The organism is Aquimarina ulvae (assembly GCF_053613295.3).
Window position 1 is genome coordinate 21,410 of the sequence record NZ_JBSIBP030000005.1, and the last position, 22,882, is coordinate 44,291.

The window sequence follows — 22,882 nt, forward strand, 5'->3', positions numbered from 1 at the left end:
TCTGAATTAAAAATAAGTATTTTTATTTAATAAAAAATTAAAAAATACGTATTTATACTTAGATTTGTCATTCAATTAATTTATCAGCTAATAGAATTAATTGAAAAATAATATAGTAGTGCTAAAGGCACAATCACACATCAAACAAAAATTTAAGAGATGAAAAACAAAACATATTATACTATACTATTGTTATTGGTATTAGTATTTAAGGGAAAAGCTCAGGAATTAAGTATTGATTTAGATTTTAGAGATCGATTTGAGTACCGTCACGGATTCCATAACCTGGTTCCACAAGGAGCAGATCCTGCAGCTGTTGTACAACAACGAGCCAGGCTTAAATTTGGATACACTTCCGAAAAACTTAAAGCGCATTTAAGTATTCAGGATGTCAGAGTATGGGGTGATACCAGACAAATACTGGATAACGATGCTAATAATAACTTGCAAATTGCAGAGGCTTGGGCATCTCTGGTTTTTGGAAAAGGCTGGTCCACCAAAGTAGGAAGACAAATGATATCGTATGATGATCAAAGAATCCTAGGAGGCTTAGACTGGGCACTACAAGGTCGTTTCCACGATTTGGCTTTGATCCAATATGGAAATGAAAAAATCAAATTAGATTTAGGTTTTGCCTTTAACCAGAATGATCTAGACGCACTTCCTAATAATGAATCGGGTACGATCTATAACGTAACCGGGTTTTTTAGTTATAAAGCCATGGAATATGCGCACCTAACCTGGAACGCTTCAGAAAAAGCATCACTGAGCATTTTGGCCTTAAATAATACATTTCAAAACGTAGTAAATGGTGCTGCTACCGATGGATTTTATCATACGCACACCATAGGAACTCACTCTAAATTTACATTTGGAGGAATAGGTTTTGCTTTAAATGCATATTTACAAGCCGGTGAAGGTACGGCAGGTCCTCCTGAAACGCCAGCCACAGATCTTTCCGCATATTTAGTTGGCTTAGAAGTAAATGGAAAAATCGGATCTACCGGAATCGGAGGAGGTTTTGAAATTCAAAGTGGTACGGATCAAGATGAAACTGATGGAAAAAACTATTCTTTCTTCCCATTATACGGTACTAATCATAAATTTAATGGATACATGGATTACTTTTATGTTGGAAATCATGCAAACTCGGTTGGTTTAACTGATCTATATGCAAAAGCAAATTTCAAATTAGGAAAGTCCTCAAGTCTACTGGTTAAAGGACATTATTTTGCATCTGCAGCCACGTTAATAGATGATACAGATGGATCTGAAGCTGATAAATATTTAGGAACTGAAGTAGATATTGTGTTCATACAAAAATTACTTCCTTATGCTTCAGTAAAAGTTGGATACTCGCAAATGTTTGCGTCAGAAGGAATGGAGTTTTTAAAAAACCAACCTAATCCAAGTGGGTTACAAAATTGGGGATGGGTTCAGTTAGTAATCAAGCCTAACTTTTTAAAATGGAGCCCTAAATCCTAAAACAACTTAGTGCGCAACGACTTATTTCTGAAACCTGCGAAATCAGTTTTGCAGGTTTTTTTATGAATTATTTTAATATTCTCAATTTCCAGTAATTATAATTACGTAATTATCACCAAATAATTACGTATTAATACTTAATTTTGAATGTATAAACACGTAACTAATGAAGAAGATAGTAATAATAGGTAATGGAATGGTCGGTTATAAGTTCTGTGAAAAGTTTGTTGCATCAGAAAAATTTACTAATTATAAATTGATTGTCTTTGGTGAGGAGCCTAGACGTGCTTATGACAGAGTCCATCTTAGTGAGTTTTATGATGGTAAAACTGCAGAAGATTTGAGTATGTGTGCGGCTAATTGGTATAAAGACAACAACATCGATCTTCATACATCAGAAATGATTACCGAGATCAATAGAGACGACAAAACAGTAGCCAATCATCGTGGAGATACATATTCATATGATTACTTAGTATTGGCAACCGGATCCTCTGCATTTGTACCTCCTATCGAAGGTGTTGATAAAGAAGGGGTTTTTGTATACCGAACTATTGAAGATCTCGAAGCTACCGAAGCATATGCTAAAAAGTTAAAAACACAAGGAAAAACAGAGGCTGCTGTACTTGGAGGAGGTCTATTAGGTTTGGAAGCTGCAAATGCAGTTAAAAACTTAGGATTAAATGCTCATGTTGTAGAATTTGCTCCAAGACTAATGCCCAGACAGTTGGATAAAGGAGCGAGTGATATGTTACAGGCTAAAATAGAAGGCTTAGGATTAAAAGTGCACCTTTCTAAACAAACACAATTTATTCAGGGAGCTACATCAATTGAAGGATTACAATATATTGATAATACCGAATTAAAAGTAGATATGCTAGTAGTTTCTGCCGGTATACGTCCTCGTGATGAAGTTGCAAGAGAAGCTGGACTGGAAGTAGGGACCAGAGGAGGTATCGTAGTTAATCAACAAATGAAGACTTCTGATAAAAACATTTTTGCTATAGGAGAATGTGCATTATTGAACAGTATGATATATGGTTTGGTCGCTCCTGGATACGATATGGCAGAAGTCGCTGTAGATCAAATTATCGGCAATGATAGTGTAATGCCTGAATATATTGACATGTCAACCCAACTAAAACTCATTGGTACCGAAGTGGCAAGCTTTGGTGATGCTCTAAACGAAGCCAAAGAAGAGGTTGATGAGATTACCTACGTAAATAAACGAAAAGGAGTTTATAAAAAAATAAACGTTTCTAAAGATGGTAAAAAACTATTAGGAGGAATTTTAGTCGGGGACTCATCCGATTATAATGCTCTTTTCCAACTCTACATCAACGAAATAAATCTTCCCGAAGAACCAGAGAACCTTATATTAGGTAGCCGTGGAGGTGATGGAGGTGGACTTCTGGGAGAGGTGATGGATCTTCCTGAAAATGCCCAAATATGTTCTTGCGAAAGTGTTACGAAAGGTGAAATATGCGGAGCTATAGCGAGTGGCGAAGCTAATACCTTGGGAGACGTTGTCTCTTGTACAAAAGCAGGCACTGGATGTGGCGGTTGTAAACCAATGGTAAAAGACTTGGTAGATGCTACATTAAAATCCTTAGGAAAAGAAGTAAAAGATACGATCTGCGAACATTTTGAATATAACAGACAAGAACTTCTTGCTATTATAAATGTAAAAGGTTATAGAGACTATGACAACGTTCTTGACGAATATGGTAAAGGTAACGGATGCGAAATTTGTAAACCAGTCATAGCTTCCATTATGGCTAGTTTATATGCCGATACAGCTAATAAAGAAATTGTTATACAAGATTCTAATGATCGTTTTTTAGCCAACATACAACGAAACGGAACCTATTCTGTAGTTCCAAGAATACCCGGTGGTGAAATTACTCCAGAAAAATTGATTGTGCTGGGAGAAGTTGGTAAAAAGTACGATTTATATACTAAAATCACAGGAGGACAACGTGTAGATTTTTTTGGAGCCAGATTAGATCAGTTACCGCATATATGGAAAGATTTAATAGACAACGGATTTGAGAGCGGTCATGCATATGGAAAATCATTACGAACCGTAAAAAGTTGTGTAGGATCGACCTGGTGTAGGTACGGTATGGATGAAAGTGTCAGTTTTGCTATAGCGCTAGAAGAGCGATACAAAGGGTTGCGATCTCCTCATAAAATAAAAGGAGGTGTATCCGGATGTATCCGGGAATGTGCTGAAGCTAGATGTAAGGATTTTGGTGTAATTGCTGTAGAAGGTGGATGGAATCTCTATGTCTGTGGGAATGGAGGTGCTAATCCCAAACACGCAGAATTATTGGCAGAACAAATTGATAATGAAACTGTTATTAAATACATCGATAGATTTCTAATGTTCTATATCAGAACTGCAGCACCGTTAGAAAGAACTTCAAAATGGCTTGACAAACTTGATGGTGGTATAGCATATTTAAAAGAAATTGTTATCAATGATACGCTTAATCTGGTACAGCAATTAGAATCACAAATGGCTGATTTAGTAAATTCTTTTCAATGTGAATGGACACAAGCGATACAAGACGAAAAGATGATGAAGCGCTTCAACCATTTCGTCAATAGTAACGCTACAGACGATAATCTAGTGTTTGTTCCTTTGCGAGATCAAAAAATGCCAAAACACTGGAAGTAAACATTTTGTATATAGCACTTCAAAATCTAGTTAAGCTAAACGCGTGAAAGTTATGGAAGAAATTTTAGATATATATAGAACCACAACTCTAGAAAATGTACGAATATGGTTCAAGGCAGCAAAAGTAAATGATTTCCCAAAAAATGGCGGTGCCTGTATAAAATATAAAGAAAAGCAGATAGCTGTTTTTAATTTTGAAAGAAACAGTACTTGGTATGCCTGCCAAAATATATGTCCTCATAAAATGGAAATGGTACTGAGCAGAGGAATGATAGGGGACCAGAATGGAACCCCTAAAGTGGCTTGCCCAATGCATAAAAAAACATTCTCTTTAGAAAATGGAGAAAACTTAAATGGAAACCTAGCCCCTATTGCCACATATCCCGTAAAAATAGAAAATGGAATTGTTTTTATAGGCTTTGAAGAGTAATTTTTTTAAAGTTAAAAGTATTAAATTAGCGAGTCTATTAACACATTGCTTTTATGCCAACCACAAAACTAGCCCAAGCATTTGCCTTATTTGACAAAGCAAATGCCAATGATCCTAATAAAGAAATTGTTAACGAACAACCTATCGCTAAGGAGTTAATCTATGGTCAACGAATGACTCAAACACTGAGCAATTTTACCACAGAAGCATCAGAGGCATTACATCTTGCTGCCAGAGCCCAACATATTTGTCGCTGGGAAATTCCTCGTGACAGCTATCCAATGGATCGAGTAGGTTATCTGAAATGGAGAGAAGAGCTTAAGAAATTGCATGCTGAAAAGGCTGCGAAAATACTCCAAGAAGTAGGTTATGATCAAGAAGTCATTAACCGGGTATCTTTTTTAATACAAAAGAAAAAGCTAAAAAAAGACGAAGAAACTCAGCTTTTAGAAGATGTTATCTGTTTGGTGTTTCTAGAATTTTACTACTCAGAATTCTATGAAAAACATACTTCAGAAAAGGTGATTGACATATTGCAAAAAACATGGAAAAAAATGTCAAACAAAGGACATCATGTTGCTTTACGTTTATCATATTCAGAAAAAGGATTAGATTTGATCCAGCAAGCTATTGCATAATTCACTTGTATTGAATAAATTAGAATCACTAGATCACCAGACTTTTAATCGCCTAAGTAAAATTTATATCATTGCCTTAGGAGCTATTGCCCTATTTACTATTGGCGGACAGTTTTTTATTCAACGGTATCTTAATTCTCAGATTGACGACTCCAAAATCATTAACATTTCTGGTAGACAACGTATGTTAAGTCAGAAACTTACTAAAGAGATTTTATTACTTTCCCATATCGAAAATAGCAAGTTAGAAAAAAGTTATATCGAAGAATTAGAGTCAACAATTACGCTTTGGAAAACTTCTCACGAAAGGCTTAGAAGGTATAATGATTCTATCTCTAAAGGTAAGAGTGATAGTACCGAAATAAAGCGAATGTTTTTAGTCTTACAACCTTTTTTCGAGACCATTTACGACAATAGTACTCAGGCGTTGGAAATTGTAAAAAAAGACTCTGCCCATGCTGATATTCTAGGACCTCTCCTCAATCATGTTATCGTTAACGAACCCTTTTTTCTTAAACAAATGGATGCTATTGTGTTTAGATATGAAAAGGAAGCACAGGATAAGATATCCAGTCTTAAAAAAATAGAGTATACGCTTTTTATCCTTATTATTTTGATTCTGGTTTTCGAGTTTTTCCTTTTATTCAGACCAGTCGCATTAAGTATTAAAAATACGATATCAGAGCTTCTTATCTCCCAAAAAGATGCGACCGATATGGCTGCTAATGCAGAAAAATTAAGAAGAGTCCAAAATGAAAACGTACAAGAACTAATATCCCTTACCAAAGCATTGGATCAAACCTTGTTATATGCAAGAGTAAACGAACTTGGTCTTGTCAAAAGTCTTGGAGAACGATTTAGAAAAGCACTAAGTACAGATCAGGGTTATGAGCAAAAAAGTCTCCCTGAGCTTATGAATTTAAACGGGCTACAAGCAAATAGATTAATTCAGCTTATTGCTCAGAACAAAGGGGGTGTTTTTAATGAGGAGTTTGAATTTACCTCGAATGATGGTAGAAGAATATGGTTAGACATTTCTATTCTAAATATTTTTAAAGAATCAGGTAGTACAGAAAGATTAGTACTTTGCTCAGATATTTCAAAAAGAAAAGAAGCTCAACTCGAAATAGAACGATTAAACGACTTAGAATATCAACAAAAGGAAGAATTGCAAAAGTCTAACGCAAGTCAAATTGTAGAGGCACAAGAAGAAGAAAGAAAGCGAATTGCAAAAGAAATCCACGATAGCATAGGGCAAATGTTAACAGCTCTAAAATTCAATATTGAGTCTATAAACACTGACAATATTGAAAAAACAAATCAAAAAATTGAAGGTCTTAAAAAATTGTCCAAAGATTTAATACTAGGAATCAGGACAGCTACTTTTAACCTGACTCCACCAGAGCTAAAAGATTACGGAATCAGCATTGCACTTCAGAAAATGGCAAATGAGCTATCTAAATTGACAAGTAAGAATATTATTTTAGAAAACAAGTCAAACTCCGAATTGCGTTTTGACTCTCTTATAGAAACGAATTTGTATCGTGTTACACAAGAAGCAGTCAATAATGCTATAAAATATGCTAAATCAGAATATATTTTGATTGTTATTAACAGCTCTGAGTCTATTCTAAGTATTACTATAGATGATAATGGGCAAGGATTTGATCTTACTAAAATACCAGAAAAACCCAAAAACAATGCAGAAGGAGGAATGGGTTTGTTTTTTATGAAAGAGCGTATGAATTATATAAACGGAAAAATTTTTATAAGCTCTGCTCCCGGAAAAGGAACAAGAATAACTTTAAATTATAATTTTAATGAATAAAATTATATATTTTTGCTCGCTCGAATACTCCCCCAAACAAAGAACGTGAAGGAAGAAAAGGAAAATATAAAATACCTAATGAACTGGGATTCCAAAAAGATTTGGAAAGAAGAGATCATTAGTAAAGAGTTTGTAAAATACCTAAATGAAGCCGAGGTCAATAAGCTTGTAAAAAAAGAAGGTAGTCAAATAGGAATAATATCGGAACGGGACATTATTGACTGGCTTGATAAAGGAGAGAACCTAGACTTCTGGAATTATAAAATGCGACATCACATCTGCGAAAAAATAATCAAAGATGAAGATGACTACTTTGTAGGTTGTGACTACGGAGATTTTAAAGGTGGATACTTTTATGTAGCCAGTTTATGGAAAAAACAAAAAGGAGAAAACCTAATAATCCTGGAACACTATCAGTGATTCCTGTTTTTTTAATATATTCAAACGTTGTTTGGTTTCTTTTTTAGTACGTCATTTCTATAGTAATCAATAATACCATCAATGGGTCTTCTTACAATATTTCCAACAGTTAAGTGATACGGCCAAACAGCTGCTCTTATAATATCTTCACTAAAATGCGCTATCGATCCTATAAAATGCACCGGAACATTTTGTGCTTCAGGAAAACATAATACTCTGGTCTCTACAAACTCCTGAATACCTTCTGTAATAATTTTATAAAAGTATCCGTTACGTTCACTAGTAAAAATAAACTCAGCGAACGAAGCTAGGTACGTATTTGGATTGTCTTTTTTATACAAATTCTCCTTAATCGTATCTGATTTCAGATCGAAACGCTTTTCAAAATCTGCTGCAACTTCTGGGGGCATTCTTTTGTAATAGTAGTCTCTAATTAATCGTTTTCCAAAATAATTACCACTGGCTTCATCCATAAGAATGTAGCCCAAAGAATCTACAGCCATGTGTATATCATCACCATCAAAATAACAACTGTTAGATCCTGTCCCCAAAATACAAACAATTCCAGGTTCTGTAGTTGCTGCATAAACCGCAGCGACCATATCTTCTTTTACTACCACCTCTGCATTTTCAAAAAAATCTTCAAAAACTTTCTCTAGCATAATTCTCGGTTTTTTCGTACCACATCCGGCTCCATAAAAGTGAACTCTTTCTATGGTAGCTTGATGGGCGGTAAGTTCAGAATTTGCCCGTACTCTTTCTTCTAGTAAAGATTTCTCGAATACAGCAGGGTTTAATCCTTCTGTACGGGTTTTAAATACAATCGCTCCTGAATCATCAAGGAGAATCCAATCGCATTTAGTAGAACCACCATCAGCTATTAAAGTCATTTGAAAATTTATTTGTTGTGTGTTAGCTAAGAAAAAAGCCCCAATATTACTCCAATTGGGGCAAAATTATTTTATTATCCCTTATAGGTTTCCTACATATGTTGACAAATCAATTAACTTTGTAGAATACCCATATTCATTATCGTACCAAGCAATTAGCTTAAAGAAATTATCATTTAAAGCAATTCCTGCATTAGCATCAAAGGTACAAGTATGAGATTCTCCAACAAAATCCTGAGATACCACGGCTTCTTCTGTATAAGCAAGAACTCCTTTTAGTTCATTTTCTGCGGCGTTCTTAATAACCGCTTTAACCTCATCATAAGACGCAGATTCTTTAGTTTTCACTGTTAAGTCAACTACAGAAACATCTGCTGTAGGTACTCTAAATGCCATTCCAGTAAGTTTACCATTCAATTTAGGAATTACTTTTCCAACTGCTTTAGCAGCACCTGTTGATGATGGTATAATATTATTCAAAGCAGAACGTCCTAATCTATAGTTTTTTCTCGAAGGTGAATCCACAACAGCTTGTGTAGCGGTTCCTGCATGTACTGTGGTCATAAGTCCCTCTTCGATACCGAAGTTATCATCTATAACTTTGGCCAAAGGAGCTAAACAGTTTGTGGTACAAGAAGCATTAGAAACGATAGTATCTGTTGCCTTTGCTTCAGTATGATTTACCCCCATTACAAACATAGGAGCATCAGCAGAAGGCGCAGAGATAACTACTTTCTTCGCTCCAGCTTTTAAATGTGCATCTGCAGTATCTAATGTTGTAAAGATACCTGTACAATCCATAACCACTTCTACTCCAGCCGCATCCCACTTTAGTTCCTCAGGGTTACGTTCTGCAGTTACGCGAATCTCTTTTCCGTTAACTACGAGGTTTCCATCTTTTACAGCTATAGTACCGTCAAATTTTCCGTGTACGGAATCGTACTCTAATAGATAAGCTAGATGTTCTACATCTAGTAAATCGTTGATCGCTACAATTTCTACATTATCACGCTCAGATGCAATTCTAAAAGCAATTCTTCCGATTCTACCGAAACCGTTAATTCCTATTTTTAACGTACTCATATTTTATAATTTAATTGTTTTTGATTTAAAAACATGGTTATATTTATACTGAAGTTATATCAGCTACTTTAATTAATCTATCGTGTTTATGGGTTCTTTTTTCTAAGGCAGTTGTAAGAGGCACGATGGTCACGTTTTTGTGAACAATCCCTATCATTACTTCGCTTTTTCCTTCTAATAGTGTTTCTACAGCTCCCACTCCTAGTTTACTTGCCAATACTCTGTCATAACAGCTAGGTGCTCCTCCTCTTTGAATGTGACCTAATACCGATACTCTTACTTCGTAATCTTCCAGATGTTCTTCTACATACTCTCCTAGTTCGAAAATATTCTTACCGGATTTATCACCCTCTGCAACAACTATGATACTAGAGGTTTTCCCTGTTTTTTTACTTTTTTTAAGAGACTCTATCAGTCGATCAACTCCCATATCTTCTTCAGGGATCAAAATTTCTTCTGCTCCTGCTCCAATTCCAGAATTTAAAGCAATATCTCCGGCATCCCTTCCCATCACTTCAATAAGAAATAATCGGTTATGAGAACTTGCAGTATCCCGTATCTTATCGATAGCTTCTACCACCGTGTTTAATGCAGTATCATAACCAATTGTATAATCGGTTCCATTGATATCATTATCAATTGTTCCTGGGATTCCTACTACCGGAAAACCAAACTCTTCAGATAACTTCAATGCTCCAGTAAAACTTCCATCTCCACCAATTACAATAAGAGCATCAATATTATTTTTTACCAGATTATCATAAGCCTTTTTTCTCCCTTCCTCTGTCCGAAATTCTTTAGAACGGGCAGATTTAAGGAAAGTTCCTCCTTTATTAATAATATTTCTTACTGAACGTGCATTTAATTCTTCCATTTCATTGTTTATAAGACCTTCATAACCTTTATAAACACCAAAACAGTGAATTTGATAATAACTACACGCACGAACTACTGCTCTGATTGCAGCATTCATTCCAGGAGCGTCTCCTCCTGAGGTAAGCACAGCGATATTTTTAACTTTTTTTGTCATTGAAGTCAAATCTATTGTTATTGACTACAATAACCTAATTTGCTTAAAATCTAAAACGTTTTCGGTTAATAAATTCAGTAATTACTGACAAAAAAGGTATGGTTTTAACATATTTTCATGAATAATGTTAAGGAATAAGTAAAGTTTTAAAACCTGGTTATAACCGTTTTTTTATTTTGATGAATTATAGAAAAGTAAAAACGACCTATTTTTATAGGCCGTTTTTATTGATTCTTTGATAAAAGAATATTCATTCCTGAATCAGTATCAAGTACTGCCATGGATTTAGTTTGTGCTTTTGATCCTTTGTTACTTCTATATAATCACCAGATAGATAGTCTTTAAACTTCCCTTCATAGTCTGCTCTATAATTTACTGGTTCTTTAGTCATATTCGCAACAAAAACTACGTTATTTTTTCCTTTTTCTCTTTTAAATACTAAAATTTTATCATTTTCTGATGTTTCAATTCTTGTATAAGAAGCTGCTTTTTTCCCTCCATGTAACGCTGGGTTTTCATTCTTAAGTTTTCCTAATTTTTCGTACAACGGAAAGAATACTCCTTTCTTTTTGATAATTGTATCTTTTTCAAAAAACAATAAACGCTTGTCCATATCATACTCTTGTCCCGAATAGATTAATGGCATTCCAGGTGCCAGATATGATAATGCTGCGAACACTTCTTTAGCATCTCCCATTCTTTCCTCGACTGTTCCATTCCATGAATTTTCATCGTGGTTAGACGTAAAATTCATTAAAATATCATCGGTTGCGTACATTGAATCTACTTGGACCATTCTTTTGTCCCAAGCTGCTACTGTATTTTCTCCCTTTGCTATATGATTCATTACGTGATGTGTATCCCATCCATAGCCCATATCAAAGGCTTTCTTCATTAATTCAGGTTCCCAACCTTCAGCCAGCATAAATACAGGTTTGATTTTATTCAACTCTGCCACTGCAGCATCCCAGAAATCCATCGGTACCATTCCAGCTACATCACATCGAAAACCATCTACGTTTTCTTTTTCAACCCAATATTTCATAGCCTGCAACATTTTTGCTCTCATTTCTTCATTGTCATAATTGAGATCTGCTACATCTGTCCAATCTGTACCTACAGTATGCGTAACTTCTCCTTTGTCATTTTTTGTGTAAAACTCAGGATACTCTTTTAACCAAACGTGATCCCATCCCGTGTGATTTGCCACCCAATCTAATATTACATAAATTCCATTTTGGTGCGCTGTTTTTACCAAGTCTCTAAAATCCTCTATGGTTCCGAATTCAGAATTTACTTTCGTATAATCAGAAATTGCATAATAACTCCCTAAAGAGCCTTTACTTTTAGTCGTAGAAATAGGATATATTGGCATTACCCAAAGTATTTTCACTCCCAGTTTCTTTAACATAGGAATATCCTTTGTAAATTCTTTAAATGATCCTTCTTCAGAATATTGACGGATATTTGCTTCATAAATAACAGCATTCTCCATCATTGCATCGCTAACTGGAGCCAATTCTTTACTTACTTCTTCAACAACAGTTCCTTTATTGGTAACTGTTTTTTCTTTTTTTGTCTTTCCGCAGGAAAATATAATACCAACTAGCGCAAGACCTAAAATTATATTCTTCATTTATATTCCTATTTTTTTTAGTTATTGTAATTTGATAATCATCGATGTTCTGGCCGGAACTGTCAGGTTTTCTGTCATATCAATGGTATTGTCAGTAATAATATCTTTTCCAGTCTTAAATCTCCCGAGTCCTTCTTTAAAACGTTTCATATCGAGCTCCTGACTATCCGAGTTATTATTAATAACAACCATTACACTTTCTTTTGCTGTATATCTGAAATATACATACACGTTGTTAAAAGGTATATATTGGAGTAGTTTTCCGTTATGTACTGCATCACTACTTTTCCTCCAGTTTAGCACTTTCTTGGTAAAAGCATGAAACGCTTCTTCGTCCTTTGTTCTTCCTTTTACTTTACCAGAAGAATCTTCTGCCAGAAAAGCGCTTCGTTTGTCATCAGGCCAACCGCCCGGAAAATCTCTTCGAATATCCCCATCACCTTTTTTATCGCGATCTCCCAACATTCCGATTTCATCTCCATAATAGATTTGTGGAATTCCTCTGGTAGTGAATATTAAAGTCATTGCCATTTTATACTTATTGATATCGCTTTGATAAATTTCATTGATTCTATTGGTATCATGATTACCAGCAAATAGTAAAATATTGTTGATATCTGGATATAAGAAATCATTCGTGAAATTTTCATAAGCTCTTATCATTCCTTTATCCCAGGAATTTCCTTCTTCCTGAAACATTACCATTATAGCATCGTGTAGTGTAAAATCCATCACTGATGGCAAATGAGAGTTGTAATTATCAATGGCTCCTATTTTACTGTCCTTTTGCCAGTATGCCATTTGTGCCTGGTCGTGCATCCATACTTCTCCAACAATATTAAAATTTGGATATTCGTCCATAATCGCTTTTGTCCACTTTGCTATTCCTTCTTTATCATTATATGAATAAGTATCTACTCTAAAACCATCTAGATCCGCATATTCTATCCACCAGATTGCATTCTGGGTAATATAATTAAGTAATAAGGGGTTACTTTGATTCATATCTGGCATGGTTGTGTCAAACCATCCGTCCATACATCCTTTTGCGTCAATTACTGAAGCATTTATATCAAACTGGGTTGTCATACGGTAATTACTTCTTCTAAATCCTTCTGGCCATTGATGTATCCAATCTTTTGATGGTAAGTCTTTGATCATCCAATGTTTAGATCCCCAATGATTTGTTACATAATCCATAATTAGTTTCATATCTAGTGTATGCATCTTGGCAGCTAGTTGCTTATAATCTTGATTGGTTCCGTATCTGGGGTCTATTTTATAAAAATCACTTTGTGCGTATGTATGATACGAGTATACTGGTTCATTATCCTCTAGTAAAGGTGTACTCCACAATGCAGTAACTCCTAAATCTTTAAGGTAATCAAGATGATCCATTATTCCTTTAATATCCCCACCGTGACGCCCTCCTGGATTAGAACGATCTGCCTTTTCCACAGTATCTTTATGAGAATCATTGGATGTGTTGCCATTTGCAAAACGATCTGGCATGATTAAATACATTACATCACTACTATCAAATCCTTTTCGCTCTGCTGCGCCTTCTCTTCTTTTTTTAAACTCATAGGTTTGAGAATAGGCTACCGTATTATTTTCCCTGAAATTGATGATTATTTTTCCTGGCTGTATGTTCTTAGTATCAATTGTAACAAATATATAATTAGAATTCTCTGTTTTGATAATATCCAATATTTTTACACTATCGATTTCAACATCGTAACGGGCTATTTCTTTACCATAGCACATTAATTGTAATTGATCAGATTGCATACCACTCCACCAAAAAGGAGGTTCAATTTTTTCTACTTGTGCAAAGGTTAATGAAATGACTAACCCGAAGAGTACGGTTATTATATTCTTCATTGTTTTAATTTTGATTTCTTTAATTCTTTTATTCAATCTTATCATTTTGATTGAATTAAATACCCCAAAAACAAACGTCTTTGGGGTATGTAGTATTTCATTTAAAAAATGGTTTAAACGGTCATCAAGCTATTAGGAGAAATGGTAAACTCTTTGCCATCTACATATATTAGCAGTTCTTTTTCTCCCTCGAGGCTGAAACTTGTTCCTTGCTGAGAAACATTTACCTTTAAAATACTATCTCTAAAGTTTACATTAAATGTATAGCCTTTCCATTCTTTGGGAATTTTAGGCGTAAATGATAAGGTATCATTTTTAACACGTAATCCTCCAAACCCTTCTACGATACTCATCCAGGTTCCAGCCATACTGGTAATATGGAGACCTTCTTCTACCTCTTTATTGTAATCGTCCAGGTCTAGTCTTGATGTTCTTAAATAAAACGTATACGCTTGATCCATTCTATTCAAGTTTGCTGCCTGTATACTATGTACACAAGGAGAGAGCGAAGATTCATGAACTGTAAAAGGTTCATAAAAATCAAAATGACGCTCTAATTCTTCTTTGGTAAAGTGATCCTCAAACATATAGAATCCTTGAAGAGTATCCGCTTGTTTAATATAAGGAGATCGTAGAATTCTATCCCAACTCCATTTCTGGTTGATTGGGCGTTGAGACGTATTAAGATTTTCGACAGTGATTAATTCTTTATCTAAGAATCCATCTTGCTGCAGATATACTTGGTGCTTTTCTGAATATGGAAAGTACATCTTTTCTGCAACCTCTAACATTGCTTTAATCTCTTTTTGATCCAGCTTTGTTTTCGTTATGATTCTTTCGTAATCAGCTTTGTATTCTGATTTAACTTTATCAATATTTTCAACGCAGTACTCAATACACCATTTTGCTAGATAATTTGTATACCAGTTATTATTAATATTATTTTCATATTCATTTGGACCGGTAACTCCCAGGATCACAAACTGTTCTTTATCTGTAGAGAACGTAGCTCTTTGATGCCAGAAACGTGCTACGGCAATCATCACCTCCAACCCCATTTCTGGAATATAACTATAATCGCCCGTATATCGGAGGTAATTGTAAATTGCAAATGTCATTGCTCCATTTCGATGAATTTCTTCAAAAGTAATTTCCCACTCGTTATGACATTCTTCTCCATTCATGGTCACCATAGGATATAATGCGGCTCCATTAGTAAATCCAAGTTTCTCTGCATTCTCTATTGCTTTCTCTAAATGGTTATAACGGTATTCCAATAGGTTTCGAGCTACATTTTGATCTTTGGTAGCCATATAAAAAGGTATACAATAGGCTTCTGTATCCCAATAGGTACTTCCCCCATACTTCTCTCCAGTAAATCCTTTGGGTCCAATGTTTAATCTGGCATCTTTACCTAAGTACGTTTGGTTAAGCTGGAAAATATTAAAACGGATGCCTTGCTGTGCTTTCACATCTCCGTCTATAGCAATATCGGCCATTTCCCAAATTTTAGACCATGCTTTCTTCTGAAGATCTAATAGCGCTTCGAAACCGGAATCGGACGCTTGTTTCAGAATTGCTGCACTGGCAGATACAATATTTTCTTGTTTATGGTTTAGTGAAACGGTATAACCTCCAAACTTATGTAATGCCACAGTTTTACCCTTTGCAACTTCTACAGTATAGCTTAGACCTGCATACGTTTTATTAGTTTCTACAGAAGGATAGGTATCTTGCAATGCACCCTCTAAAAATAACTGATTCAGCATTCCTGTACACACATGAAATTCTGTTTTCATTGTTTTAGAAGATATATATGCTGCACTACCTTTATGTGATACTTCGTAGGTATCCCAGAATTTATCATCCCAATTAGTATCTTCATTTGTAATTCCTGAATCTAAATAGGGTGTAAAGCGAACTGTGGCTTCTTTATTTATGGGTATTACTTCATATTTAATCGCACCTACTTCATCCAAGTCCAGACTTAAAAATCTTGTTGATGTAACCTCAACTTCGGTATCATTTTGTAGGATTGCGTTAAAAGATCGTTGGTACCAACCTTCCTTCATATTAAGTTCTCTACGAAATTTTGATACGGTTTTACATTTATAAAGATTTAATTTTTCACCATTAATCTCTACATTAATGCCAATCCAGTTAGGAGCGTTCAGTACTTTTGCGAAGTACTCCGGATATCCATTTTTCCACCAACCTACTTTGGTTTTATCGGGGTAATATACTCCTGCGATATAACTCCCCTGAAATGTTGGACCTGTATAGGTCTCTTCAAAATTTGCGCGCTGTCCCATAGCACCGTTACCAATACTAAAAAGACTTTCTGAGGACTTAACCCTTTCTACATCAAATCCTTCTTCAATTATAGACCAGTTATCTGGTTTAATATAATCCTGATTCATCGTTCTCTTTTTTATTTTTAGTTGTTGAGGAATTACCTAAGCATAAATATAACTTATACTTAGGTTATCCCCGTATTATTCTCAAACTTTTTCGGTTGTAACTAATTGGTTTATAAACTCTTCCTTAATTTCTGTAAAATCTTTAAAAATATAATCTGCTTCATGCAAAACTTTTGGATCACCAATTCCGATACTTATCATATCGGCACTATTAGCCGCTTGAATACCAGCAACAGAATCTTCAAAAACCACACAATCTTTGGGATTCACACCTAATTTTTGAGCTCCAATTAAAAATACTTCGGGATCAGGTTTTGCCTTTGATACATCCGTACCATCTACAATAGCGTGAAACTTCTCTCTTAATAATACCTTATCTAAAATTATTCTAGCATTTTTACTGGCAGAGCCCAATGCAATTGCTTGTTCTTTGGTTAAAAGATACTCTAATACCCTGGGTACATCCGGAAGGATTTCTGAAGTATCCATAGTATCTATATAGTGGAGATACTCTTCATTCTTTTTAGCCATTAACGTTGTAAATTCTTCTTCTGAAATGGTTTTATTGCCCCATTCTAAAATTTTCTCTAACGACCGTACTCGACTTACCCCTTTTAGTTGCTCATTTTGTGCTGAAGAGAAAGATATACCCAAACTATTGGCTAAATTTTGCCACGCCAGAAAATGGTATTTTGCGGTATCAACAATAACACCGTCTAAATCAAATATGAATCCTTTTTTTGTCATTCTAAACTTCTTTTGGATTATATGTAATAGCATCTTTATTAGTAATTAGCAAATTACAAAATCCTGCTATAATTAAACTTATTCCTGCTACGATCATTGCGTTTATTGTTTCGTTTCCAATTAATTTATAAGCGAAATTTACACCGCCTATTGCTGCTACAATCTGTGGAATAACGATAAACATATTGAAAATTCCCATAATCACTCCCATTTTTTTGGGATCTACAGAACTAGATAACATAGCATATGGCATAGACAGAATACTACCCCAAGCAAAACCCACTAATGTAAAGGAAAGTGCCAACCATTCTGGTGAAGGGATAAAATACATAGAAATAAATCCTAAACCTCCTAATATAAGTGATCCCATATGTACAAACTTCCTATTTATTCTCCTTCTGGAAGTGTAAAAAGTTAAGATTAGCGCAAATGCCATTGAAGATAAACCATAGGTACCCATATACCTACCGACATCATTAGAGGATTTTTGAAAGGATGTATTAGCAAGCTTGAAGGCCTCTGCAGATTCGACGATATCAATGTTATACGATGATTCTTCAGGAACAGGAGTTTTAAAAACATGCTCTGTAAGTGCTGGATTAGCTAAACTCCACATAGTAAAAAAAGCAAACCAACTAAAAAACTGAATAAGACCCAACTTCTTCATAGTCATTGGCATATTACCTATGTTATTTAGAATGTCGGGAATAAACTGATTTTTCTTTTGTTTTTCTCTTTCAAACTCTTCCATATCCTCTGGAGGATATTCTGAAGTTGTAAAAACAGTGTAAAAAATACTTACTAAAAATACTAAAGCACCAACAGCAAATGCAACCTTTACTGACATCGGTACTACTCCGCTAGGAGCAGAATCACTAACTCCCATCTGGGAAACCATCCAAGGCAAGTTACTAGCTACCCAAGTACCAATACCTATTATTAAAGTTTGAGTAACAAATCCATAAGAACGCTGAGATTCTGGTAATTTATCAGCTACAAGTGCCCTAAAAGGTTCCATTGAAATATTAATAGAAGCATCCAGAATCCATAAAAACCCAGCTGCTACCCATAGAGTAGGCGAATGTGGAACTATGAATAATGCAATGGAACTTAAAACAGCTCCAATTAAAAAATAAGGCCTACGTCTACCCCATTTCGGACTCCAGGTCCTGTCGCTCAGATAACCAATTATTGGCTGCACTAATAAACCTGTTAAAGGAGCAGCAATCCACAATAAGGGAATCGCATCTTTTTCAGCACCTAACGTTTGAAATATTCTGGACATAAATCCGCCTTGCAATGCAAAACCGAATTGTATCCCCAGGAAACCGAAACTCATGTTCCAAATTTCCCAGAAACTTAGCTTACGCTTGTTCATTAAGTAAATCTTTATTAATTACTATGATAAGCGCGTACACTTATCAAAACTTATGTTAGTAGAAAGTGAAAATATAAGTTCTGATAGAGGTCAAATATATTATAATATTTTAAATAAAATAGTTTTGGAGATTATTTTTTTGTGGATTGTCTTTGAATCAGGCTGGTATCAATAATCACAGTTTTATATTCTTCGGGAACATCCTCATCTCCTTCCAGTTTATCGATCAGCAGCCTTGCTGCACGTACTCCCATTTCTTCTCCGTGCTGGCTAATCGTTGTTAAACTAGGAATAAAATGTTTAGATAAAATACCGTCTGTAAAACCAATGATGAATACGTCATCTGGCACTTTTTTACCTTGTTCGTTTAACACTTTTGCCGCAGTAACAGCAAACAACTCATTTACTGCAAAAATTGCATCTACATCTTTATCTTTAAGAAAATCCATAATATCGGATTCACAATTATCAATATCCTCTATTTTAAGGATGTAATCTTCTCTGGCAGTAATATCATAGGCTCTTAATGCTCTTAAATACCCATTTGTTCTAAGCTTACCAACACTTATATAATCTACGGTTGTTAGAATTGCAATCTTTTTACACCCTAATGACAAAAGATGATTGGTAGCGGTCTGGGCTCCTTTGCCATCGTCAATTATAACTTTATCACATACAAGTTCATCAATAATCCTATCGAAGAGAACTACAGGCATTCCCTGACTCATCGTTTCTTCTATATGATGATAATCTTTTTTTTGTTGTGTCTCTTTAGCTACAGATAGTATGAATCCATCTGCGCTTCCACTTGCTAACATTTCTAAATTAATTACTTCTTTATCAAATGAATTGTTAGAGGAGCAAATAATAACATTATACCCTTTTTCATTAGCTACCTTTTCAACACCACCAATTACGGTCGTAAAAAAGTGATGAACAATCTCAGGAATAATAACCCCTATTGTTTTGGTTTTCCGATTTTTAAGGCTAAGTGCAATATTGTTAGGTTTATAATTATACAACTTAGCGAAAGCTTTTACCTTTTGTCGAGTGTCTAAACTGATCTCTACGCTATCTTTCAATGCTTTAGACACTGTTGAAATCGACACATCTAGCTCTTTTGCTATTTGTTTTAACGTAACTTTTTGCTTCATTTCCCCCTAAATTTTATTAAAATCTAAATTTTAGTACGAAAATATGTCAAATGATCACAATTACCCTTAATTTTTTAACAGAATTTTAAAAGTTATCCACACGCAAACGTTTTCGTAAGGTTATGGCTACACCGTAAATGAGATTTAACATAGATTTTACATACATTGCTTTCAGAAAGTGAAAATATAAGGCTAAAAACAATTAAAAACTAATTTAAATTTGTATGAAAACATTTACTAAAAGCACATTGTTTTTATTGTGGTTGATACCAATGAGCTTTTTTGCGCAGTCGACAGTCAATGGTACTGTGACTGATGCTACAAATGGTCAACCGATTCCCGGTGTCAATATCATTGTAAAAGGAACAACAAACGGAACTTCATCAGACTTTGATGGAAATTACACGTTGAGTGGAGTAAACAACGGAGATATTATCGAATTTTCTTATGTAGGTTTTGTACCGCAGGAATTCACGTATTCCGGTAATGCTCGAATCGACGTTGGATTACAAGTAGACGCCGCCGAGTTAGAACAAGTGGTCGTTATTGGTTATGGATCTGTTCGGAAAAAGGATTTAACTGGATCTGTAACAACAGTCACAGCAGATGATTTTAACCAAGGTGTTACTACTTCTCCTGATCAACTAATAAAAGGTAGAACAGCTGGAGTTACTGTTATTGACAACGGTGGTGCTCCTGGTGAAGGATCTACGATAAGAATTAGAGGTGGATCTTCGTTAAACGCTTCTAACAACCCATTGATTATTGTCGACGGTGTTCCGTTGGATCCAGGTCCAGGTGGCACCAGAAACAATCTGAACTCTATTAATCCTAATGATATTGAATCTTTTACTGTATTGAAAGATGCATCTGCAACAGCAATCTATGGTTTTAGAGCTTCTAATGGTGTCATTATCATTACCACTAAAAAAGGAACCAATACTGACGGTAAATTAAAATTTAATTATAATGGCAATGTAACCTTTTCTGAAATTGTAGATAAAATCGAAGCTTTAAACGGAGATCAATTCAGAGAATATGTTACGGCTAACGGATCTCAAGCTCAGATCGATTTATTAGGAACAGAAAATACAGATTGGCAGGATGAAATTCTGCAAAATGCAGTTTCTACCAATCATAATGTTAGTCTTGCTAGTGGATGGGATTGGATCAACTATAGAGTTTCTCTTGGATTATTGAGTGAAGAAGGGTTGATTAAAACAGATCAATTGGATAGAACTTCTTTATCTGCAAACATCCGTACGAAATTCTTTGATAATCATTTAAGAATTAATTCTAATATCAAAACAGCTGTTGAGGATTATACTTATGCAACTACGAATATCGGAGCTGCGCTTGGATTTGATCCTACGCAACCTGTTTTTCAGGAAAATAATTTTGGCAACTACTTTCAATGGTTAGACGGCAGCGGTAATCCTATTGCACTTGCAGGGCAAAACCCACTTGCTGCCCTTGAGCAGAATGATAGTCGTGGACTTGTTTTTAGAAGTCTTGGTAATTTAGAAATTGATTATAAGTTTCACTTTTTACCAGAGTTAAGAGCTAATGTAAATGTGGGATACGAAATTGCCAGTGCCAAAACCGAAAATATAACTTCCGCTAGATCTGTGGCAAATTCAGCAAGAACCGGTAACGATAGTTTTAGTAGATCTTTACAAAAAAGAGAGAACTTATTGTTCGATTTTTATTTGAATTATAGAAAAGATGTTGAAAGTCTTAATACCATTTTTGATGTTACAGCCGGATATTCTTATCAGAAATTTTTAGACAGTGGAAGTAATTTTAGCAGAGGGTTTGATCTAGTAGAAATTGACAACCCCTTTAACAATCCAAGAGAGGTACTTCTTGGTTTTTTTGGTAGAGCAACGATTTCTATTGCTGATAAATATATTTTTACAGGAAGTTTCAGACGTGATGCAACCTCAAGATTCTCTGGTTTAGAAAATCAATGGACCAATAGTCCATCTGGTGCATTCTCTTGGAATGCTCATAACGAAAATTTCTTAAAAGAATCGAGCCTAATTTCTCAACTTAAGTTTAGAGTAAGTTATGGTGTTACGCCACAACAAAGTATCGGTGATGCTACACCTTCTTTACCAAGAATATTAACAAGTGGCCCAGGTTCTCAATATCAAATAGGACAAGAACCAGATGGAACACCTATTTTTATTTCTACAGGTTTAGCACTTCCGTATAACCCCGACTTAACCTGGGAAACTACGACACAGTATAATGTAGGTTTAGACTTTGGTCTTTATAACGGTAGGGTATCTGGTACGGTAGATTTATATAGAAAGGAAACTGATGATCTATTATTTGTTGCTTCCCTTCCTAGTGGTAGTTTGGCAAATGCTGATGATGTAAATTTGGGAAACTTAACTAACGAAGGTTTGGAGTTTTCTTTAAATGTTGTTCCTGTACAAACTGATAATCTAAAATGGACTGTTGGAGGTAATATTACATTCCAAAAAGGTGAAGTTACAGAGTTGTTTGCTGTAGATAATCCAAATTTTGAAGGTTTCTTTGGTTCTGGATTCGTAGGTAGTAATATCAATATCCAAACTGTAGGGTTTGCACCCAGCTCGTATTGGGTTTTTGAACAAATTTATGATGCTAATGGCAGACCTGTAGAGGGTGCTTATGTAGATAGAAATAATGATAATGTAATTAATGAAAAAGATAAGTATATCTACAGAAAACCTGCTGCAGACTTTTTCTATGGCTTCAATACTACCTTAGATTATAAAAACTGGAATTTTAGTATGTTCTGGAGAGGTAGTGTAGGGAATTATAATTACAATTTCGTAGACGCAGGAAGTAACGGTAGGAGAATTTTAAATTTCCAAAATACGCTATCTAATACAACAACAGACCTTTTAGACACCGGCTTTTTTGATGGTGGTGTAGACAGATTCTCTTCTGATTACTATATCCAAGATGCTTCATTCTTAAAATTAGATAATATCTCTTTAGGATACACATTCAAAAACTTCCTAAATTATAAGAATATTGATATGAAATTGTACGGAACGGTGAATAATGTTCTAATTATTACTGATTATACAGGTATTGATCCTGAAATTAGCAGTGGTTTTGATCAGACAATTTATCCGAGACCGAGAACGTACCAATTTGGAGTTAATTTAGACTTTTAA

16 protein-coding genes are annotated in these 22,882 nt (G+C 34.9%); 7 read left to right on the plus strand and 9 right to left on the minus strand.

Annotated features, from left to right (window positions below; genetic code table 11):
* The first annotated feature begins 159 nt into the window (after positions 1 to 159).
* From ACWGOQ_RS12075 to ACWGOQ_RS12100, 6 genes are all read left to right on the plus strand, one after another.
* A complete protein-coding gene (locus ACWGOQ_RS12075) occupies positions 160 to 1,485 on the plus strand; it encodes an alginate export family protein (protein WP_452058405.1) in 1,326 nt (441 codons plus the stop codon).
* 166 nt (positions 1,486 to 1,651) lie between these two features.
* Entirely contained in the window at positions 1,652 to 4,168 is a 2,517-nt protein-coding gene (gene nirB, locus ACWGOQ_RS12080) for a nitrite reductase large subunit NirB (RefSeq protein ID WP_452058406.1), read from the plus strand.
* Positions 4,169 to 4,220: 52 nt separating this feature from the next.
* Positions 4,221 to 4,598, plus strand: coding sequence for a nitrite reductase small subunit NirD (nirD, locus tag ACWGOQ_RS12085; RefSeq protein WP_452058407.1), 378 nt, complete (start codon positions 4,221 to 4,223; stop codon positions 4,596 to 4,598).
* Between the two features lie 53 nt (positions 4,599 to 4,651).
* Positions 4,652 to 5,236, plus strand: coding sequence for a DUF4202 domain-containing protein (locus ACWGOQ_RS12090; protein ID WP_452058408.1), 585 nt, complete (start codon positions 4,652 to 4,654; stop codon positions 5,234 to 5,236).
* A 10-nt stretch (positions 5,237 to 5,246) separates the two neighbouring features.
* A complete protein-coding gene (locus tag ACWGOQ_RS12095; protein ID WP_452058409.1) occupies positions 5,247 to 7,064 on the plus strand; it encodes an ATP-binding protein in 1,818 nt (605 codons plus the stop codon).
* 45 nt (positions 7,065 to 7,109) lie between these two features.
* A complete protein-coding gene (locus ACWGOQ_RS12100; RefSeq protein WP_452058410.1) occupies positions 7,110 to 7,484 on the plus strand; it encodes a hypothetical protein in 375 nt (124 codons plus the stop codon).
* A gap of 20 nt (positions 7,485 to 7,504) precedes the next feature.
* Here ACWGOQ_RS12100 and ACWGOQ_RS12105 read toward each other — a convergent pair whose 3' ends face one another.
* From ACWGOQ_RS12105 to ACWGOQ_RS12145, 9 genes are all read right to left on the minus strand, one after another.
* On the minus strand, positions 7,505 to 8,374 hold the full coding sequence (locus ACWGOQ_RS12105; protein ID WP_452058411.1) for a BadF/BadG/BcrA/BcrD ATPase family protein: 870 nt from the start codon (positions 8,372 to 8,374) through the stop codon (positions 7,505 to 7,507).
* Between the two features lie 81 nt (positions 8,375 to 8,455).
* On the minus strand, positions 8,456 to 9,457 hold the full coding sequence (gap, locus tag ACWGOQ_RS12110) for a type I glyceraldehyde-3-phosphate dehydrogenase (RefSeq protein ID WP_452058412.1): 1,002 nt from the start codon (positions 9,455 to 9,457) through the stop codon (positions 8,456 to 8,458).
* Positions 9,458 to 9,500: 43 nt separating this feature from the next.
* Positions 9,501 to 10,487, minus strand: a complete 987-nt coding sequence (gene pfkA, locus ACWGOQ_RS12115) for a 6-phosphofructokinase (RefSeq protein WP_452058413.1) — start codon at positions 10,485 to 10,487, stop codon at positions 9,501 to 9,503.
* Positions 10,488 to 10,737: 250 nt separating this feature from the next.
* Positions 10,738 to 12,123, minus strand: a complete 1,386-nt coding sequence (locus tag ACWGOQ_RS12120; protein WP_452058414.1) for an alpha-amylase family glycosyl hydrolase — start codon at positions 12,121 to 12,123, stop codon at positions 10,738 to 10,740.
* Positions 12,124 to 12,144: 21 nt separating this feature from the next.
* On the minus strand, positions 12,145 to 14,007 hold the full coding sequence (locus tag ACWGOQ_RS12125; protein ID WP_452058415.1) for a glycoside hydrolase family 13 protein: 1,863 nt from the start codon (positions 14,005 to 14,007) through the stop codon (positions 12,145 to 12,147).
* A gap of 113 nt (positions 14,008 to 14,120) precedes the next feature.
* The gene (gene mdxK / locus ACWGOQ_RS12130) at positions 14,121 to 16,427 is read right to left on the minus strand and encodes a maltose phosphorylase MdxK (protein ID WP_452058416.1); all 2,307 of its coding nucleotides are present in this window, start codon (positions 16,425 to 16,427) and stop codon (positions 14,121 to 14,123) included.
* An 81-nt stretch (positions 16,428 to 16,508) separates the two neighbouring features.
* Complete coding sequence (gene pgmB, locus ACWGOQ_RS12135; RefSeq protein WP_452058417.1) at positions 16,509 to 17,174, minus strand: beta-phosphoglucomutase; 666 nt, start codon at positions 17,172 to 17,174, stop codon at positions 16,509 to 16,511.
* Between the two features lies 1 nt (position 17,175).
* A complete protein-coding gene (locus tag ACWGOQ_RS12140) occupies positions 17,176 to 18,552 on the minus strand; it encodes an MFS transporter (protein WP_452058418.1) in 1,377 nt (458 codons plus the stop codon).
* A 131-nt stretch (positions 18,553 to 18,683) separates the two neighbouring features.
* Positions 18,684 to 19,706, minus strand: a complete 1,023-nt coding sequence (locus tag ACWGOQ_RS12145) for a LacI family DNA-binding transcriptional regulator (protein ID WP_452058419.1) — start codon at positions 19,704 to 19,706, stop codon at positions 18,684 to 18,686.
* Positions 19,707 to 19,930: 224 nt separating this feature from the next.
* On the opposite strand from ACWGOQ_RS12145, the gene ACWGOQ_RS12150 reads away from it, so the two are divergent.
* Complete coding sequence (locus ACWGOQ_RS12150) at positions 19,931 to 22,882, plus strand: SusC/RagA family TonB-linked outer membrane protein (protein WP_452058420.1); 2,952 nt, start codon at positions 19,931 to 19,933, stop codon at positions 22,880 to 22,882.

Excerpts from the sequence above, each read along its gene's own strand:
- ACWGOQ_RS12075 (WP_452058405.1), top strand. The coding sequence starts at position 160 with ATGAAAAACAAAACATATTATACTATACTATTGTTATTGGTATTAGTA.
- nirB (WP_452058406.1), top strand. The coding sequence starts at position 1,652 with ATGAAGAAGATAGTAATAATAGGTAATGGAATGGTCGGTTATAAGTTC.
- nirD (WP_452058407.1), top strand. The coding sequence starts at position 4,221 with ATGGAAGAAATTTTAGATATATATAGAACCACAACTCTAGAAAATGTA.
- ACWGOQ_RS12090 (WP_452058408.1), top strand. The coding sequence starts at position 4,652 with ATGCCAACCACAAAACTAGCCCAAGCATTTGCCTTATTTGACAAAGCA.
- ACWGOQ_RS12105 (WP_452058411.1), bottom strand. The coding sequence starts at position 8,374 with ATGACTTTAATAGCTGATGGTGGTTCTACTAAATGCGATTGGATTCTC.
- gap (WP_452058412.1), bottom strand. The coding sequence starts at position 9,457 with ATGAGTACGTTAAAAATAGGAATTAACGGTTTCGGTAGAATCGGAAGA.
- pfkA (WP_452058413.1), bottom strand. The coding sequence starts at position 10,487 with ATGACAAAAAAAGTTAAAAATATCGCTGTGCTTACCTCAGGAGGAGAC.
- ACWGOQ_RS12120 (WP_452058414.1), bottom strand. The coding sequence starts at position 12,123 with ATGAAGAATATAATTTTAGGTCTTGCGCTAGTTGGTATTATATTTTCC.
- ACWGOQ_RS12125 (WP_452058415.1), bottom strand. The coding sequence starts at position 14,007 with ATGAAGAATATAATAACCGTACTCTTCGGGTTAGTCATTTCATTAACC.
- mdxK (WP_452058416.1), bottom strand. The coding sequence starts at position 16,427 with ATGAATCAGGATTATATTAAACCAGATAACTGGTCTATAATTGAAGAA.
- pgmB (WP_452058417.1), bottom strand. The coding sequence starts at position 17,174 with ATGACAAAAAAAGGATTCATATTTGATTTAGACGGTGTTATTGTTGAT.
- ACWGOQ_RS12140 (WP_452058418.1), bottom strand. The coding sequence starts at position 18,552 with ATGAACAAGCGTAAGCTAAGTTTCTGGGAAATTTGGAACATGAGTTTC.
- ACWGOQ_RS12145 (WP_452058419.1), bottom strand. The coding sequence starts at position 19,706 with ATGAAGCAAAAAGTTACGTTAAAACAAATAGCAAAAGAGCTAGATGTG.
- ACWGOQ_RS12150 (WP_452058420.1), top strand. The coding sequence starts at position 19,931 with ATGAAAACATTTACTAAAAGCACATTGTTTTTATTGTGGTTGATACCA.